This is a genomic window from Paraburkholderia sp. HD33-4, from assembly GCF_021390635.1.
GTDB lineage: Bacteria > Pseudomonadota > Gammaproteobacteria > Burkholderiales > Burkholderiaceae > Paraburkholderia.
Genome location: NZ_JAJEJS010000001.1, coordinates 804,248 through 821,901, shown reverse-complemented (window position 1 = coordinate 821,901; position 17,654 = coordinate 804,248). Strand labels below are relative to the sequence as shown.

Here is a 17,654-nt window from a genome sequence, read left to right as displayed (position 1 = left end):
GCCACCCCGCCTTGCAGGCATCGCGCGAGAGCAGTCAGGCTGACTCCGCAGACCTAACAAGAAAGCAGCACGGAGGAGAAGTGATCCAGCTTCACGCTTTCGACGACCAGCGCGCCCAATCCGACGCGCTGGCGAAAGCGGTGGGCGACGCGTTACATGCGTCGCTTGCCGCACAGGCGGCCGGCACCGGCACGTCAACCCCGCTCGCGCGCCCGGCCATGCTAGCCGTGTCCGGTGGCAGCAGCCCGCGTCCGTTCCTGCAAACGTTGTCGACGCAGACGTTCGACTGGCCCCGCATCGCGATCACGCTGGTCGACGACCGCTGGGTGCCGCAGACCGATAGCGCGAGCAACGCGCAGCTCGCGCACGCCACGTTGCTGCAGAATGCAGCGCAACATGCGACCTTCTGGCCGCTGGTCGACACCACCCAGGATCTGCATGCGCACGTCGCCGCGTTGAACGCGGACCCGCGCTTCGCCACGGCGCCCGACGTCGCGGTGCTGGGCATGGGTGAAGACGGCCACACCGCGTCGATCTTCGCCGACGCGCCCGAATGGGATCACGCGATCACCACCACCGAGCGTTTCGTCGCCGTTCATCCGGGCGCGGCGCCGCACGCGCGCGTGAGCTGGTCGTTGTCCGCGCTGAAGGACGTGAAGCATCTGTTCCTGCTGATCGCAGGACCGCGCAAGATGGACGTGCTCAACGCCGCATCCGCTGCGCTACAAAAAAATGCCATCTCGCAACTGGCAAACGACAAGGGAGTGAGACTCGATGTCTACTGGTGTGCAAACTAAAGCTGTGCCGGGCGCGGCCCAGCACGCCGATGGACCGCGGCTGCTGGCCGACATCGGCGGTACCAATGCGCGTTTCGCGCTCGAGACGGGTCCCGGCGAGATCAGCTCGGTGCAGGTCTATCCTTGCGCCGACTATCCGGGTGTCGCCGACGTCATCAAGAAGTATCTGAAGGACACGAAGATCGGCCGCGTCAATCACGCGGCGATCGCCATTGCGAACCCGGTCGACGGCGACCAGGTCAGCATGACTAATCACGATTGGACCTTTTCGATCGAAGCGACGCGCCGCGCGCTCGGCTTCGACACGCTGCTCGTCGTCAACGACTTCACCGCGCTCGCGATGGCGCTGCCCGGCCTCACCGACGCGCAGCGCGTGCAGGTGGGCGGCGGCCAGCGCCGGCCCAACAGCGTGATCGGCCTGCTCGGCCCCGGCACCGGCATGGGCGTGTCGGGCCTGATTCCCGCCGACGATCGCTGGATCGCGCTCGGCAGCGAAGGCGGCCACGCCACGTTCGCGCCCGCCGACGAGCGCGAGGAGATCGTGCTGCACTACGCGCGCAAGAAGTGGTCGCACGTGTCGTTCGAACGGGTGGCCGCGGGTCCGGGTATCGAGGTGATCTATCGCGCGCTCGCGGGCCGCGACAAGAAGCGCGTGCCGGCCAGCGTCAATCCGGCCGAGGTGGTCAAGCGCGCGCTCGACGGCGAGCCGCTCGCGGCCGAATCGGTCGACGTGTTCTGCGGCATTCTCGGCACCTTCGCCGGCAATATCGCGGTGACGCTCGGCGCGCTCGGCGGCATCTACATCGGCGGCGGCGTCGTGCCACGCCTCGGCGAGTTCTTCGCGCGTTCGTCGTTCCGCAAGCGCTTCGAGGCGAAGGGCCGCTTCGAGGCGTATCTGCAGAACGTGCCAACCTATGTGATTACCGCCGAATATCCGGCGTTCCTCGGCGTCTCGGCGATTCTCGCGGAGCAGCTGTCGAACCGCGCGGGCGGCAGCTCGTCGGCGGTGTTCGAGCGGATTCGGCAGATGCGCGACGCGCTGACGCCGGCCGAGCGCCGCGTCGCCGATCTCGCGCTGAACCATCCGCGTTCGATCATCAACGATCCGATCGTCGACATCGCGCGCAAGGCCGACGTCAGTCAGCCGACCGTGATCCGCTTCTGCCGCTCGCTCGGCTGCCAGGGGCTGTCGGATTTTAAGCTGAAGCTAGCAACCGGTTTGACCGGCACGATTCCGGTCAGCCACAGTCAGGTGCATCTCGGCGACACCGCGACCGACTTCGGCGCGAAGGTGCTCGACAACACCGTGTCGGCGATCCTGCAGTTGCGCGAGCATCTGAACTTCGAGCATGTGGAACGCGCGATCGACCTGTTGAACGGCGCGCGGCGCATCGAGTTCTACGGGCTCGGCAATTCGAACATCGTCGCGCAGGACGCGCACTACAAGTTCTTCCGCTTCGGCATCCCGACCATTGCGTATGGCGATCTGTACATGCAGGCGGCCTCGGCCGCGCTGCTCGGCAAGGGTGACGTGATCGTCGCGGTGTCGAAATCGGGGCGCGCACCCGAATTGCTGCGCGTGCTCGACGTCGCGATGCAGGCCGGCGCGCAGGTGATTGCGATCACGTCGAGCAACACACCGCTCGCGAAGCGCGCGACCGTGGCGCTGGAAACCGATCACATCGAGATTCGCGAGTCGCAGCTGTCGATGATCTCGCGCATCCTGCACCTCGTGATGATCGACATTCTCGCGGTCGGCGTGGCGATTCGCCGCGCGGTGCCGAGCGACGACGTCGCCGAGACGGTCGAGAAAGCGCGCGAAGGCGCCGACGACGACGCGACGGCCGTACTCGACTGGCTGAGCCACGGCGCGGCTTCGTCGGCGCGCGACTGAGGCTGGGTTAGCGGCTGTCCCGATCCGCTTGCGGTAAACGGACCCGCGGCGAGCGCATCGAAAACGATGCGCTCGCCGCGGGTTTTTCTGTTTTGGGGGACGGGCAAAGCGATCGATAATAGGCGCTCTATCGCGTCATACGAGCCGCTTTCCCATGATCATCCGCCCGCATCTCCACTGGTTCCGCATGCTGCTCGCGTGGCGCGGCTCGGTGCTGCCGCAGTTGCTGCCGCGGCTCTTCCTGATCTTCTTCATCTCGATCATTGCGCTCGCCGCGCACGATCATCTGCTGCCCGTCAATCTGAACCGCCTGAACCTGAACACGACCGCGCCGTTCTCGCTGGTCGGCATCGCGCTGGCGGTGTTTCTCGGCTTTCGCAACAACGCGAGCTATGACCGCTGGTGGGAAGCGCGCAAGCTGTGGGGGCACTTGCTCAACGAGTCGCGCTCGCTGGCGCGCCAGGCGCTGACGCTGCCGTCGCGCGAGTTACCCAAAGAAGATGCCGCCGAGTTTCTGGCGATACTGAGCGCGCTGCCGCACGCGCTGCGACATCAGCTGCGCAGGACCGAGCCGCGCGACGACCTTGCCGCGCGGCTGCCCGGCGCGCTGTTCGAACGGGTGATGGCAGCGCGCTACAAGCCGGCCATGCTGATGCTGTGCCTCGGCGAATGGGTGCGGCGCGCGGCACGCGCGGGCGCGCTCGATCCGCTGGCCGTACTCGCGTTCGACCGCAGTCTGAGCGGACTGTCGGATGTCATCGGCGGCTGCGAGCGCATCGCGTCGACGCCGCTGCCGTTCGCGTATTCGGTGATGATCCACCGCACCGTGTACTTCTTCTGCGCGTCGCTGCCGTTCGGGCTGGTCGACAGCATCGGCGTTTTCACGCCGGTGTTCGCGGTGTTCGTCGCGTACACCTTCATGGCGCACGAAGCGATCGCGTCGCAGCTCGAAGAACCGTTCGGCACCGACGACAACGACCTCGCGCTGAACACGATGTCCGTCGTGATCGAGGATGCGATGCGCGACCTGCGCGGCGAGCCGGCGCTCGCGCCGCCGCAGCCGGGCAAAGACCGTTATCAGTGGGATTGAATGCGCGGGAGGCGCGCTGGCCGGCGGCTGTCAGTGATTGCCGGCCGTTTCTGAGAGCCGCTTGATCGTCGCGACGCGCGCGCCAATGACATCGATGCGCCCGCGCTCGTCGACGAGCGGCGTCGACGCCGTCAGATACGCGCTCCACGCGCGTTGCGCGTTCACGAGCGTCGGCCGCGACTGCGCCGGCATCTTCGATTCGAGCACGCGGTAGTAGCGGTTCAGATCGAACATCGCGTGTTCGCAACGCGCATCGGCATTGCACGCGCGCGGCCGGCGCGGCGCCGGACCGCTCGCATCGACGAGCGCGCTGCGCAGCGCGAGCGCGCGGTCGCGCACCGGCTGCAGCTGCATGTCGGCTTCGGAAAGCACGTACGTCGAACCCTGGGTCGTCGCGAACACCGCGGCAAGCAACTGCTTCTCGGCATCGCGCGACGCGAGCCAGCTCGACTGGCTCTTTTCCCACAGCCTGCGCCGCGCGGGCGGCAGCTTCGCGAGCAACTGCTGGTACGCGTTATCGACCGCAGCCTTCCAGCCGATGCGCGCATTGTCCATGCATTGCACCTGCCCCATCGTCGTCGACATGTCGGCGCGCGCGAGACACGCGCGCATCGACGCGTCGATCGGATCGGCGGCGGCCACCTCGGCATGCGCGGCCGGACTCACGATGCCGCCGAGCCCCACCACGCCGCCCGCCAGCGCCAGCACCAGCGCGCCGGCCCCGCGCCGCCAACGCGCGATGACCGGCAGGCCCGGCAGGAACTTCGCCCGCGCCATCGTCAAATGCGCACGCAATCGACGAAGTATTCGATGCGTCCGTTGACCATTTCGCCGACCAGCCCGTGGATATCCGTATGGAAGCCCGGGAAGCGCTCGTTGAACTCGCGCGCGAAACGCAGATAGTTGACGATGGTCCTGTTGAAGCGCTCGCCCGGAATCAGCAGCGGGATGCCCGGAGGGTACGGCGTCAACAGGATCGACGTGACGCGGCCTTCGAGCTCGTCGATCGGTACCCGGTCGATCTCGCGGTGCGCGAGCTTCGCGAACGCGTCGGACGGCTTCATCGCCGGCTCCATGCTCGACAGGTACATCTCGGTCGTCAGACGCGCGATGTCGTTCGCGCGATACACGCTGTGGATCTGCTGGCACAGATCGCGCAGGCCGACCCGCTCGTACATCGGATGATGCTGCACGAACTCGGGCAGCACGCGCCACAGCGGCTGGTTGGTGTCGTAGTCGTCCTTGAACTGCTGCAGCTCGGTCACCATCGAGTTCCAGCGGCCCTTCGTGATGCCGATCGTGAACATGATGAAGAACGAGTACAGGCCCGTCTTCTCGACGATGATGCCGTGCTCGGCCAGGTACTTCGTGACGATCGCGGCCGGAATGCCGGTGTCGCCGAAGCCGCCGTCCATGTCGAGACCCGGCGTGACGATCGTCGCCTTGATCGGGTCGAGCATGTTGAAGCCTTCGGCGAGCGGGCCGAAGCCGTGCCACGCGTCGTCCGGGCGCAGCATCCAGTCCTCGCGCGAGCCGATGCCTTCCTCGGCGAACTGGTCCGGGCCCCAGACCTTGAAGAACCAGTCGTCGCCGTATTCGGTGTCGACCTTGGTCATCGCGCGGCGGAAGTCGAGCGCTTCAGCGATCGACTCTTCCACGAGCGCGGTACCGCCCGGCGCTTCCATCATCGCCGCGGCCACGTCGCAAGACGCGATGATCGCGTACTGCGGGCTGGTCGACGTATGCATCAGATACGCCTCGTTGAAGCGATGCTTGTCGAAGCGGCTGTTCTTCGAATCCTGCACGACGATCTGCGACGCCTGCGAGATGCCGGCGAGCAGCTTGTGCGTGGAGTGCGTCGCGTACACCATCGCGCCGATGCGCGGACGGCCGGCGCCGATCGCGTGCATGTCCTGATAGAACTCGTGGAATTCGGCGTGCGGCAGCCACGCTTCGTCGAAGTGCAGCGTGTCGAGCCATTCGCCCAACATCTCCTTGATCATCTCGACGTTGTAGATCACGCCGTCGTAGGTGCTTTGCGTGATGGTCAGGATGCGCGGCTTCAGGTTCGGGTTCTTCGCGAGCGCCTCGCGGGCGAACGGGTTCGCCTCGATCTTCTTGCGGATGTTCTCCGGTTCGAACTCGCTGCGAGGGATCGGGCCGATGATGCCGAAGTTGTTGCGGGTCGGCGTGAGGAACACCGGAATCGCGCCGGTCATCGTGATCGCGTGCAGGATCGACTTGTGGCAGTTGCGGTCGACCAGCACGATGTCGCCGGGTGCGACCGTGCCGTGCCAGACGATCTTGTTCGAGGTCGACGTGCCGTTGGTCACGAAAAACACGTGGTCGGCGCTGAAGATGCGCGCCGCGTTGCGCTCCGAGGCCGCGACCGGACCGGTGTGGTCGAGCAGCTGGCCGAGTTCGTCGACCGCGTTGCAGACGTCGGCGCGCAGCATGTTCTCGCCGAAGAACTGGTGGAACATCTGGCCGAGCGGGCTCTTCAGGAACGCGACGCCGCCCGAGTGGCCCGGGCAGTGCCACGAGTACGAACCTTCGTCCGCGTACTGCACCAGCTCCTTGAAGAACGGCGGCGCGAGCGCGTCGAGATACACCTTCGCCTCGCGGATGATGTGGCGCGCGACGAACTCCGGCGTGTCCTCGAACATGTGGATGAAGCCGTGCAGCTCGCGCAGGATGTCGTTGGGCAGATGGCGCGAGGTGCGCGTTTCGCCGTACAGGAAGATCGGAATATCGGCGTTGCGGCGGCGCACTTCGGTCACGAACGCGCGCAGCGCGACGATCGCGGCGGCAAGCTCGGGCGTCTCGCCTTCGACGACCACGTTGTCGACGTACGGCAGCAGCTCGTCGTCGTCGATCGACAGGATGAAGCAGGAGGCGCGGCTCGACTGCTGCGCGAACGAGGACAGATCGCCGTAGCTCGTCAACCCGAGCACTTCCGCGCCTTCTTTCTCGATGGCTTCGGCCAAAGCCCGGATGCCGGAACCCGAGATGTTCTCGGAGCGGAAATCTTCATCGATGATGACGACGGGAAAACGGAACTTCATGGGCGATTCTCCAAAAAGAAAACGACCGCTGCGTTACCTGAAAAGCGCAGCGGTCACCCGAATTACTGGTGGGTCAAAACGCTGCCGAGCTCACGTTTTCGGCAACGTGACGCCGTGCTGACCTTGATACTTGCCGCCGCGATCCGCGTACGACGTTTCACAAATTTCGTCGCTTTCGAAAAACAGCACCTGGGCGACACCTTCGTTCGCGTAGATTTTCGCAGGCAAAGGTGTCGTATTCGAGAATTCGAGCGTGACGTGCCCTTCCCATTCCGGCTCGAACGGCGTCACGTTGACGATGATCCCGCAGCGCGCGTACGTCGACTTGCCGAGACACACGGTCAGCACACTGCGCGGGATGCGGAAGTACTCGACCGTGCGTGCGAGCGCGAACGAATTCGGCGGGATGATGCAGACGTCACCCTTGAAATCGACAAACGATTTCTCGTCGAAGTTCTTCGGATCGACGATCGTCGAGTTGATGTTGGTGAAGATCTTGAATTCGTCGGCGCAGCGGATGTCGTAGCCGTAGCTCGAAGTGCCGTAGCTGACAATCTTCCGGCCGTCTTCGGAGACGCGAACCTGATCGGGCGCAAACGGCTCGATCATCTTGTGCGACTCGGCCATGCGCCGGATCCACTTGTCAGATTTGATGGTCATAGGTGAGAGCTGCTCGACGTGAATATCAGGTGTGACGAAAGATAGATGAAATCGGCCAGCGGCGCTGCGGCGCCCAGCCGGCGAAGGCCGCTTATTTTACGCGATCACGGAAACGCTGCCGCCGATGGCGGCTGGCGCGCCCGGAGAGGGGTGTCTGCTGACAGGCTCGACGGCGTTGCGCGGCGCGTCACCGAGCGGTGGCCTGGCGGCCGACGCTCGCCCGCCGTTCACTGCTGGCGAATCACGCCGCAGGCGATCGCCGCGCCAGCGCCATGCTGAGGGTACGCGTAGGGATCGGTCGCGTCGTGGTGCAGCAGCACCGCGCGCTGCAGCACCGAGCGGATGCCGTCGAGCGACACGTCCGGCGCGACGATGAAGCCGGTGGCCACGCCATTCGCGTCCGCATGGATGTTGCCGAGATCGCCCTCGACGCGCGCGCCGACCTTGAGCCGTTCGGCCGCCGGCGAAAACACCGGGCCGGCGCTGGAGCCGTCGGCGGCGTTGCAGTCGCCGCGCTCGTGCACCTGCAGCGCGTGGTCGCTATTGGGCGGCAAGCCGGTGAGATTGTAGGTGACCTGGACGCCGTCCGAGCGCTCGATAAAGGTCACGAGGCCATGCGCCTGGTTGCCTACGGTGGGCAGCAATTGCGCGTCGGCGCGCTTTTCCTGTGGCCTCAGGAATACGCCACAGCCGCTCAACAGCACACAGCCGGCAGTCAGGACGATGAACGCGTGTACCGCGTGCCCGTCGATTCGTTTTCCCATGCGATCCTCTTGTCGGCCTGGCGGCCGCCCCTGCGGCCGCCGAGCCGAACTCGTGAAGTCGACATGATACCGCGAGAGTTCGTGAAAATAGGGATCGAGATCGCCCCTAATCCCTCGCCCGGCCGGCCGCTCAGGTGTTCTGCACGACGATGTTCGGAAACTTCGAGCTCATGTCGCGCGCGCGTTCCGCGATATGCACCGCGACCTTGCGCGCGATCGAACGATAGATCTCCGCGATGCGCCCGTTCGGGTCCGCGACGACCGTCGGATGGCCCGAGTCGGCCTGCTCGCGGATCGTGATGTCGAGCGGCAGGCTGCCGAGCACCTCGACGCCGTATTCCTTGCCCATGCGCTCGCCGCCGCCGGCGCCGAAGATGTGCTCCTCGTGGCCGCAATTGGAGCAGATGTGCAGGCCCATGTTCTCGACGATGCCGAGGATCGGAATGCCGACCTTCTCGAACATCTTCAGGCCCTTCTTCGCATCGAGCAGCGCGATGTCCTGCGGCGTCGTGACGATTACCGCGCCCGTGACCGGCACGCGCTGCGCGAGCGTCAGCTGGATGTCGCCGGTGCCCGGCGGCATGTCGACGATCAGGTAGTCGAGTTCGTGCCAGTTGGTCTGGCGCAGCAGTTGCTCGAGCGCCGAGGTCGCCATCGGGCCGCGCCACACCATCGGGTTGTCCGGCTCGATCAGGAAACCTATCGAGTTGGCCTGCACGCCGTGGCCGGTCATCGGATTCATCGATTTGTCATCCGGCGATTCGGGGCGGCCCTCGATGCCGAGCATGGTCGGCAACGACGGGCCGTAGATGTCGGCGTCGAGAATGCCGACCGACGCGCCCTCGCTCGCTAGCGCCAGCGCGAGATTGACGGCGGTCGTGCTCTTGCCGACGCCACCCTTGCCCGACGCGACCGCGACGATGTTCTTCACGCCGGGCAGCAGCTTCACGCCGCGCTGCACGGTGTGCGCGGCGATCTGTTGCGAAATCTCGACGCGCACGTTCGCGACGCCCGGCACCGCGCGCAACGCGTCGGCGAACTGCTGGCGGATCGCGTCGAACTGGCTTTTTGCCGGGTAGCCGAGCGTGACCTGAAGGCTGACCGCGTCGCCCTCCACGACCACGTTGCGGATGCTCTTCGCGGCCGCGTACGGCGCGCCGGTGTTGGGGTCAGTGACGGCCGCGACGGCGACGTCGACCAAAGCCCGATCGATACTCATTGATACTCCGTGGGGAAGAGGTGCGGCGCGGCGAGTTGGACCCGAGTTGGACCGATAGGCCACGCGGCGGAATTTGCAAGAAATTGTTATGCGGCATTGCGAAAATCGGACGTGCCGGGCACCCTTCCGGGCACGCGGGACGCCGTAGGGTCGCATCGCTGGTGTTTCAGGCATTATTGTAGTGTCTGACGGCACACGGTGCCCGAAGACCCTTCTTCGCTGTCGGACCGCGCGAAGCAAGGCGCAGAAGTCGCCTCCGAACTTTCTGAGTGGTCGCTGCATTGCCGTAATGTTCACTGCATAGACTGACCGCTACCCGCTGGTTTATTCGCACTCAAAAGGAAATCAAGATGAATGCAAGAATTATGACTCGCGTGGCCGTATTCGCCGTGGCCGGCTCGCTGTTGGCAGGCTGCGCAACCCAACAGGGCACCAACACGGCAGTTGGTACCGGCGTGGGCGCCGGTGCCGGCGCGGCGATCGGTGCGATTTTCGGCGGCGGCAAGGGCGCGGCGATCGGCGCAGCCACCGGCGCGGCGGTGGGCGGCATCACCGGCTACAACTGGGACAACATCCGCAACCGCATGTCGGGCGCGACCAAGGGCACCGGCACGCAGATCACCGAGCAGCCGGACGGCTCGCTCAAGCTGAACATCCCGAGCTCGGTCACGTTCGACACCAGCAGCTATGCGATCAAGCCGACGTTCGCGCCAGTGCTGGACCAGCTCGCGCAGACGCTGCAGCAGAATCCGGAAGTGGTCGCGTCGGTCGTCGGCCATACGGACAACACTGGCTCGCTGCAATACAACCAGACGCTGTCGGTCAACCGCGCGGAGAGCGTGACCGGCTATCTGGGGCAACGGGGCATCGCGCCGCAGCGTCTGTCGGCCACCGGCATGGGCCCGAACCAGCCGATCGCCGACAACAACACCGAAGCCGGCCGTGCGGCGAACCGTCGCGTAGAAATCTATCTGCGCGCGACCGCCCAGCACGCGACGCAATAAGGGCAAGTCCCGAGGAGAAGGCGCCGTCGGGCTGTCCGGGTTCGTCAGCCGCACGAACCCGGCTGGCGGGCGGAACGAGTTGCCGGACCGATTTATCGACGGTTCGAAAAAAATTTCGAACTCTGCGGGAAATCCGCGGTCTGTCTTTACGGTACGTGGCTGGCGAAGCCGTCACGTCACCATTCTCCTCTTGTCGTTGTTGCTCCGGGGTTTATCGACCCCGGTTTTTTTTGCCCGGTCGGTTTGCACCCCGCCTCGCCAGGCGTCGCTCCTGGCTGTCCTTCACCGCAGCGCCCAGCCCTTTCCGCTCCGCTCGTCGAGCCCGCCGCGCCCGGCCCGCGCGCGGCGTGCGCCCTGCTAAAATCATCGTTTCGTCCCACCGCAGGCACCCCCGATCCTTATGTCAGCACCCGCCACCGACCTCCCAGCAGGCGCGCCGTCCGGCCGCCGTCAGATTCTCGTCACGTCGGCCCTTCCGTATGCGAACGGGCAGATTCATATCGGCCATCTGGTCGAATATATCCAGACGGACATCTGGGTCCGGGCGCTGCGAATGCACGGCCACGAGGTCTACTACGTCGGCGCCGACGACACGCACGGCACGCCGGTCATGCTGCGCGCGGAAAAAGAAGGTCTGACGCCGAAGCAGCTGATCGATCGCGTGTGGCTGGAACACAAGCGCGACTTCGACAGCTTCGGCATTTCGTTCGACAACTACTACTCGACCGATTCCGACGAAAACCGCGTGCTCAGCGAAAGCGTCTACCTCGCGCTGAAGGAAGCGGGCCTGATCGACGCGCGCGAGATTGAACAGGCGTATGACCCGGTCAAGGAAATGTTCCTGCCGGACCGCTTCATCAAGGGCGAGTGCCCGAAATGCGGCGCGAAAGACCAATACGGCGACAGTTGCGAAGTCTGCGGCTCGACCTACCAGCCCACCGAGCTCGTCAATCCGTACTCGGTCGTGTCGGGCGCCACGCCGATCCGCAAGACGTCGACGCACTACTTCTTCCGCCTGTCCGATCCGCGCTGCGAGAACTTCCTGCGCGCGTGGGTCAGCGGCCTCGCGCAGCCGGAAGCGACCAACAAGATGCGCGAATGGCTCGGCGAGGCCGGCGAAGCCAAGCTCGCCGACTGGGACATCTCGCGCGACGCGCCGTACTTCGGCTTCGAGATTCCGGGCGCGCCCGGCAAGTATTTCTACGTGTGGCTCGACGCGCCGGTCGGCTACTACGCGAGCTTCAAGAACCTCGCCGAAAAGCGCGGCCTCGACTTCGACGCGTGGGTCCGCAAGGGCTCGACCGCCGAGCAGTACCACTTCATCGGCAAGGACATCCTGTATTTCCACACGCTGTTCTGGCCCGCGATGCTCGAGTTTTCGGGCCATCGCACGCCGACCAACGTGTTCGCGCACGGCTTTCTGACCGTCGACGGCGCGAAAATGTCGAAGTCGCGCGGCACCTTCATCACCGCCCAAAGCGTGATCGACACCGGCCTGAATCCGGAATGGCTGCGCTACTACTTCGCGGCCAAGCTGAACAGCACGATGGAAGACCTCGACCTGAACCTCGACGACTTCCAGGCACGCGTGAACAGCGATCCGGTCGGCAAATACGTGAACATCGCGAGCCGCGCGGCCGGCTTCCTGATCAAGCGCTTCGACGGCCGCGTGCAGGACAGCGCAATGCATCATCCGCTGCTCGGCACGCTGCGCGCGGCGCTGCCGCAGATCGCCGCGCACTACGAAGCGCGCGAGTACAGCCGCGCGCTGCGTCAGACCATGGAGCTCGCCGACTCGGTCAACGCCTACGTCGATACCGCGAAGCCCTGGGATCAGGCGAAAGACCCGGCCAACGCGGTCGCGTTGCACGAGACCTGCAGCGTCAGCATCGAGGCGTTCCGTCTGCTGTCGCTGGCCGTGAAGCCCGTGCTGCCTAAGCTCGCCGAAGCGGTCGAGGCCTTCCTCGGCATCGAGCCGCTGGTGTGGGCCGACGCCACCGTGCCGCTCAGCTCGGCGCGCCCGATCAACGCGTACAAGCATCTGATGACGCGTGTCGACCCGAAACAGATCGAGGCGTTGCTCGCGGCCAATCGCGACTCGCTGCAAGCCACGCCCGAAGCGGCGCCGGCCGACGCGAAGGCCAAGGCGAAGGCGCACGCCAAGGCGGTCGCTGCTGCGCACGAGGAAGATTCCGGCATCATCTCGATCGACGACTTCGCGAAAATCGATCTGCGCATCGCGAAAATCGTCGACTGCAAGGCGGTGGAGGGTTCGGACAAGCTGCTACAACTGACGCTCGACGTCGGCGAAGAGAAGACCCGCAACGTGTTCTCGGGCATCAAGTCCGCGTATCAGCCGGAGCAGCTGATCGGCAAGCTGACCGTGATGGTCGCGAACCTCGCGCCGCGCAAGATGAAGTTCGGCATGTCCGAGGGCATGGTGCTGGCGGCTTCGGCGGCGGACGAGAAGGCCGAACCGGGCCTCTACGTGCTCGAGCCGCATAGCGGCGCGAAGCCCGGCATGCGCGTGAAGTAATACGCGCGGCGCGTTTCAGGCGCTTTGCGGCAGATATGAAAAACGGCACGCTCGAAAAAGCGTGCCGTTTTCTTTTGCGGCGCGGCAACGGCGATCAGTTTGCCGCGCTCAGGTCCGCGCCGCCGATCGAGCCAGACGACCAACGCGGCGTGGTGCGGCGTGGCACGGCGTCCACCTCACGCGCACGCCCCGCCGCCGCCATCACCACGTGATCCGATCGAAGCGCCGCGTGTACAGCACGTCGGCGCCATAGAACGTGCCGCCATACACGACCAGCGACCAGTACCGCGACAGATTGATCGTCGCCTTGATCGCGTTGCTGGCCGACTGCAGCCCCTGCTCGTAGCCGATCACGAGCCACTCGTTGATCGCCTTCGACACCATCACGACTTGCGGATCGGTCAGGCCGACATCGCTGCGACCGATCGAAAACTCGTCGAGCCCGACCGTCTGCGCGATCCGCTGGCCTGTCGCGCTGCCGAGCAGCGCGAGCGCTGTCGTCATCGTGCTCTGCTGGCCGAGGTTGTTGCCCTGGTCGGTGCCGTGGCCGAACAGCAGCCACGACAGCTTTTCGTTGTCCGGCACGCTTGGCTCCGACACGAGCCGCGCAACCGGCGCCTGCAGCGTGCCTGTCACCTGCACGCCGGCCTCGACCTGCTGGTTGCGGCGCATCGCGAGAATGTTGATGCCCGGATTCGTGACCGGTCCGTTGAACGTGAAGAAGCCGTTCTCGATCGCGAGCTTGCGACCGAACGCGGTGTAGGTCGAACCCGGCGTCACGCGCACGTTGCCGACCGCGCGCAGCGGCGTATTCGGCGCGCTCGTCGCGGTGATCGTGCCGGCGAGGCCGAGATCGGCGCCCTTGCCGCGGAAGCGGAAGTCGTTGCCGAGGCCGATCTCGATGTTGGCGCGTGGCGCGAACGGGCTCGCCGGCCGCTCGCCGCCTTCGGTCGGACGCGGCCGGCCACCCGAGCGCGTGCCGTCCGGGCGGATGATCACGACGTCGTCGCCGAGGCTCGGCGCGGCCTGCTCGGGCAGATCGAAAAGCGCGCTGTCGACCACGAACTTGCCGTTGATCACAGGGCCACGCTCCACGCCGCCGTTCGAGACGTTCGCGCTGCCCGACAGCGACAGATGGCGGTCCGGCGACGCGAACACATCGAGCTTGTCCGCGACGATGCTCGCGGTCATGTCGGGCTCCGAGCTGTCGAGACGCACGCGGCCGGTCGCGCGCAGCGTGCCGCTAGCGCCATGAAACTCGACCTGTTGGAGGTCCACCATGTTCTGGGACAGCGCGATGCGTACGACCCCGTCCTTCAGTTGCACGCCCTGGCTCACGACCGTCGCGGACAGGCCGTCGCCGGTCAGCGCGCCGGTCACGTTCGGCTTGGCGACCGTGCCGCCGAGCGCGAGCTTCAGCGCGAGTCGGCCGTCGAGCAGATAGCTCGGGCCGAGCAGGCCGCCCGTCGTGCGCAGCGACGGCACGTTCGCGTTCACGCTGCCCGACAGCGCGCTTTGCGGATCGACGGTCAACATGCCGTCGCGCAGCACGAGCGGCGTGTGCGCATCGGCATCGATCACGCCGACCCGGCTCGCCTGCGCATGCACGGTCGCGTTGAGCCGGTTGCCGCCGGTGAACTCGGCGCGCGCGCGGATCGCGCCGATGCCCATCGACGCGAGCCCGCGGCCGATCTCGACCGTCACGTCGCCGCTGCGCCGGCGCAGCTCGAGATAGCCGCTCGCCGTCGCGCCGAGCGAGAAATCCCAGTCGCCGTCGAACACGAGGTCGGTGCGCACGGCGGGCGGCTCGCCGGTGATCTGGTGACGCAGCTCCTGCAAGTGCGCGAGCGACACGTCGGTCAGGCTGCCGGCCGACTGGATGCGGCCGTGATCGAACGCGAACGACTTCAGGGTCAGCACCGAGCCTTCGATCGTCAGATGCGTCGCGCCGAGCGTCAGGTGCCCCGGCCCGGCGCTGACCGAGAGCGGCGATTCGAGATTGAGCGCCGGCGTGCCGCGATTCTGCAGACGCGTGACGGTGCCGTCCCAGCGCGAGCCGTCGCGCGTGTCGGTCAGCTTGCCGTGGGCGGCGAGCGTCAGATCGAGCGGCCGCTCCTGCAGCTTGCCGGTCGCGGCGGCTTCGAGCGTGTGGTTCGCGCGCGTGCCGGACAGGCGGGCGGTCAGCGTGGCGAGGTCGACGCCGCCCGCGCTGACATTGCGCGCGTCGGTCGTGAACGCGAGCGCGCCATTCGCACCGTCGCGCAACTCGGCGTGGCCTTCCGCGTGGCCGACGCGGTTGCTCGCGAATACGACGCTGTCGGCCTTGTAGTTCAGCGTCACGTTCGGATGCGCGAACGAGCCGGTGACGTCGCCGTCGGCGGCGACCGCGCCCGCGATGCCGAAGCCGAGCCGATCGAGCTGCGGCGCGTCGATGCCGAAGCGTAGCCGGTCGCCGGCCGCGCCGAAGCTGCCTTGCAGATTGACCTGGTTGCCCGCCACGGAAAGATTCGCGTGACTCGGCAGGATTCGTGAGCCGGCCAGCTGGATCGTGCCGCCGCCCGTGAGCGGCAGATCGTCGTAGACGCTCGGGCCCAGCTTGAACTCGGCGCGCGTCGTGAAGACCGGCGCGAGCACCCCGGCCGCCGTGAGCGTGGCGTTCACGCGCGCCTCGATCCTGCGCACCGGCGGGGCCGCGTGCGCCACCGCCCGGGGCGCATGGGTCGCGCGCGGCGCGGATGGTGGCGTCCTGCGCTCGAGCACTTCGGTCTGCACCGCGGCTTTCGCGGTGTTCTTCGCGATGGCCGCGGCCTGATCGCCGGGCGCCGCGCTCTTCGCACCGGCGGTGCTGCCCGCGAGCGCCGCGGCCTGGGCTTGCCGCTCGCGCTGCGCGCCGCTCGCGGCGGGCGCGCCGGAGGTCGTGACTGGCGCGCGCGCCGGCATCTGCGAGGTCAGCGACAGCGGATCGAAATCGGTCAGTTGCGCCTTCAGGTTGTAGGTCGAGTTCGGATCGTGCTTCAGCGCGCCCGACAGATCGATGCGGCCGCGGCCCGACGTGATGCGCACGTCGTTGAAGCTGATGCGGGCCGGGTCGAACGTGATCTTCCCTTGGGCGCGTAGAGCTGCGGCGGGGTCGGCGAGATCGAGCGTCAAGGTCTGGATGTCGTCGTTCAAGCGGATGCCGATCGGACCGGACAGTTGCGTCGGACGCACGGTAGCCTGCAGCGCGTTCAGGTCGAGCCGCGCGAGCTTCAGATCGAGCTGGCCGTGCCGGCCGCTCAGCGCGCCGCCGCCGGTGAGCGTCGCGTTGCGCACGAGCCGCACGTTCAGGTTCGAGATGCTTTGCGTGTGGGCGTCGAGGCGCACGTCGGCGTTCGCGTCGATCAGCGGCAGCAGTTTCTGGTCGATCGCACCGGGTTTCGCGTTGACGATCGAGATGTGGCCGGCGACGGCGAAACCCGCCGCCGGTGTGGTCGGCGCGGGGTGGCCGCCGAACAGGTGGTGCGGATGGCTGGCAGCCGACGGTTTGGCTGGGCTGGCTGGGCTGGCTGGGCTGGCTGGGCTGGCCGCGCCGGGCGCGCTGACCGCACTGGCCGCGCTCGCCGCACCGGGCTCCACCGGCTGCAACTCGGCGCGCACCGCCAGGTCGGCCAACGGCGCACCCGGCGCGAAAGCCTGCGGATTCACATGATCGAAGCTCAGCGTCGCGCGCTGCAACGGCACCGCGGCGAACGGCGCCGCTTCGACCCGCGCGTGACCGGCGAGCTTCATGCCGCTCGCATCGAGTTCGGCGATGAGCTGCTCGAGCGTGCCGCTCAGGTGACCGGCCACCTGCACCGCTTCATCGTTGACCTTGCCCGAATATCCGACTTCGCCGCTGAGCGGAAACGGCTGCACGCCATCGAGTTTCGCCGCTGCCGTCAGCGCCCCGAACGGCGTATCGAGCCGATCGATCGCCGCCTCGTGATGACGCCCGTCGCTGCGTCCATGAAACGCGAAGTGCGACAGCTCCGTCGTCGACCCGCCCTGGTGCACCAGCAGCCGCTCGACCTGCACATCGCGGACCTCCAGCTGCATCGGCAGTTGCAGATCCTTCGGCAGTTTCAATGGCTCATTGCTGCTCGACGACGACGGCCCGACGCGCGCCTCGATCGTGCCGACGTGCAGGTAGTCGATCGTGAAGCGCCACGGCTCGCGCGCGAGCGCCCAGCTTCCGGCGACGCGGTCGATCTCGATGTCGGTGCCGCTGCCGTCGAGGCTGCGCCAGCGCACGTCGCGCAGTTGCACGCCGTGCGCGAGCGTGCCGCCGTCGAGCGTGCCGGCGAGCCGGCCGCCGAGCAGCTTCACGGCCGCGTGCCACGCGTGCGCGGTGCCGCGCTCGGTCGTCAGCGCGCCGTACAGCAGGCCGAGTGCGAGCGCCGCGAGCAGGATCAGCACGGTCACCGTGCCCGCGACCGTTTTCAGCAGCAGCCAGCCCCAACGCCGCTTCGGCGGCGGCGTGTCGGGCGGCGGCTGCCCGTCCGGCGGCTCAGGCGGCGTGGCGCCGGGCGGCTGCGCGGGGGGCGGGTCGGTGACGTCGGTGGTCATGCGTGAATGCGATGGCGAATAAGGGGGCGACTAAGGTGGCA

At 66.7% G+C, this 17,654-nt stretch carries 11 protein-coding genes; 5 read left to right on the top strand and 6 right to left on the bottom strand.

What is annotated here, in order from left to right; genetic code table 11:
* Positions 1 to 80: 80 nt before the first annotated feature.
* The 3 genes from pgl (at position 81) to L0U84_RS03680 (ending at position 3,781) form a co-directional block, all read left to right on the top strand.
* Positions 81 to 797 (top strand): 6-phosphogluconolactonase, encoded by a 717-nt coding sequence (gene pgl / locus L0U84_RS03690; RefSeq protein WP_233847832.1) that lies wholly within the window; start codon positions 81 to 83, stop codon positions 795 to 797.
* Positions 775 to 2,691, top strand: coding sequence for a bifunctional transcriptional regulator/glucokinase (locus L0U84_RS03685; protein WP_233847831.1), 1,917 nt, complete (start codon positions 775 to 777; stop codon positions 2,689 to 2,691). Before pgl ends, L0U84_RS03685 begins: the two co-directional genes overlap by 23 nt.
* A 154-nt stretch (positions 2,692 to 2,845) precedes the next feature.
* Positions 2,846 to 3,781 carry a bestrophin family protein gene (locus L0U84_RS03680; RefSeq protein ID WP_233847830.1) on the top strand — a complete coding sequence of 312 codons (936 nt, stop codon included), beginning with the start codon at positions 2,846 to 2,848 and terminating at the stop codon, positions 3,779 to 3,781.
* 30 nt (positions 3,782 to 3,811) lie between these two features.
* Here the strand turns inward: L0U84_RS03680 and L0U84_RS03675 are convergent, their stop codons facing one another.
* From L0U84_RS03675 to apbC, 5 genes are all read right to left on the bottom strand, one after another.
* Positions 3,812 to 4,558 (bottom strand): lysozyme inhibitor LprI family protein, encoded by a 747-nt coding sequence (locus L0U84_RS03675; RefSeq protein WP_233847828.1) that lies wholly within the window; start codon positions 4,556 to 4,558, stop codon positions 3,812 to 3,814.
* A gap of 2 nt (positions 4,559 to 4,560) precedes the next feature.
* Entirely contained in the window at positions 4,561 to 6,846 is a 2,286-nt protein-coding gene (locus tag L0U84_RS03670) for an arginine/lysine/ornithine decarboxylase (protein WP_129958805.1), read from the bottom strand.
* Positions 6,847 to 6,936: 90 nt separating this feature from the next.
* Complete coding sequence (gene dcd, locus L0U84_RS03665) at positions 6,937 to 7,506, bottom strand: dCTP deaminase (protein ID WP_008924193.1); 570 nt, start codon at positions 7,504 to 7,506, stop codon at positions 6,937 to 6,939.
* Between the two features lie 227 nt (positions 7,507 to 7,733).
* Positions 7,734 to 8,270 (bottom strand): superoxide dismutase family protein, encoded by a 537-nt coding sequence (locus tag L0U84_RS03660; protein WP_233847826.1) that lies wholly within the window; start codon positions 8,268 to 8,270, stop codon positions 7,734 to 7,736.
* A 130-nt stretch (positions 8,271 to 8,400) separates the two neighbouring features.
* Positions 8,401 to 9,489: an iron-sulfur cluster carrier protein ApbC gene (apbC, locus tag L0U84_RS03655; RefSeq protein ID WP_233847824.1), complete on the bottom strand. Its 1,089-nt coding sequence runs from the start codon at positions 9,487 to 9,489 to the stop codon at positions 8,401 to 8,403.
* Between the two features lie 350 nt (positions 9,490 to 9,839).
* On the opposite strand from apbC, the gene L0U84_RS03650 reads away from it, so the two are divergent.
* Both L0U84_RS03650 and metG read left to right on the top strand, forming a co-directional pair.
* A complete protein-coding gene (locus L0U84_RS03650) occupies positions 9,840 to 10,493 on the top strand; it encodes an OmpA family protein (protein ID WP_233847823.1) in 654 nt (217 codons plus the stop codon).
* A gap of 400 nt (positions 10,494 to 10,893) precedes the next feature.
* Entirely contained in the window at positions 10,894 to 13,029 is a 2,136-nt protein-coding gene (gene metG, locus L0U84_RS03645) for a methionine--tRNA ligase (protein WP_233847821.1), read from the top strand.
* Positions 13,030 to 13,230: 201 nt separating this feature from the next.
* Here the strand turns inward: metG and L0U84_RS03640 are convergent, their stop codons facing one another.
* A complete protein-coding gene (locus tag L0U84_RS03640) occupies positions 13,231 to 17,613 on the bottom strand; it encodes a translocation/assembly module TamB domain-containing protein (protein ID WP_233847816.1) in 4,383 nt (1,460 codons plus the stop codon).
* Positions 17,614 to 17,654: the final 41 nt, after the last annotated feature.

Excerpts from the sequence above, each read along its gene's own strand:
- apbC (WP_233847824.1), bottom strand. The coding sequence starts at position 9,489 with ATGAGTATCGATCGGGCTTTGGTCGACGTCGCCGTCGCGGCCGTCACT.
- L0U84_RS03680 (WP_233847830.1), top strand. The coding sequence starts at position 2,846 with ATGATCATCCGCCCGCATCTCCACTGGTTCCGCATGCTGCTCGCGTGG.
- L0U84_RS03640 (WP_233847816.1), bottom strand. The coding sequence starts at position 17,613 with ATGACCACCGACGTCACCGACCCGCCCCCCGCGCAGCCGCCCGGCGCC.
- dcd (WP_008924193.1), bottom strand. The coding sequence starts at position 7,506 with ATGACCATCAAATCTGACAAGTGGATCCGGCGCATGGCCGAGTCGCAC.
- L0U84_RS03675 (WP_233847828.1), bottom strand. The coding sequence starts at position 4,558 with ATGGCGCGGGCGAAGTTCCTGCCGGGCCTGCCGGTCATCGCGCGTTGG.
- L0U84_RS03650 (WP_233847823.1), top strand. The coding sequence starts at position 9,840 with ATGAATGCAAGAATTATGACTCGCGTGGCCGTATTCGCCGTGGCCGGC.
- L0U84_RS03685 (WP_233847831.1), top strand. The coding sequence starts at position 775 with ATGTCTACTGGTGTGCAAACTAAAGCTGTGCCGGGCGCGGCCCAGCAC.
- L0U84_RS03670 (WP_129958805.1), bottom strand. The coding sequence starts at position 6,846 with ATGAAGTTCCGTTTTCCCGTCGTCATCATCGATGAAGATTTCCGCTCC.
- L0U84_RS03660 (WP_233847826.1), bottom strand. The coding sequence starts at position 8,270 with ATGGGAAAACGAATCGACGGGCACGCGGTACACGCGTTCATCGTCCTG.
- metG (WP_233847821.1), top strand. The coding sequence starts at position 10,894 with ATGTCAGCACCCGCCACCGACCTCCCAGCAGGCGCGCCGTCCGGCCGC.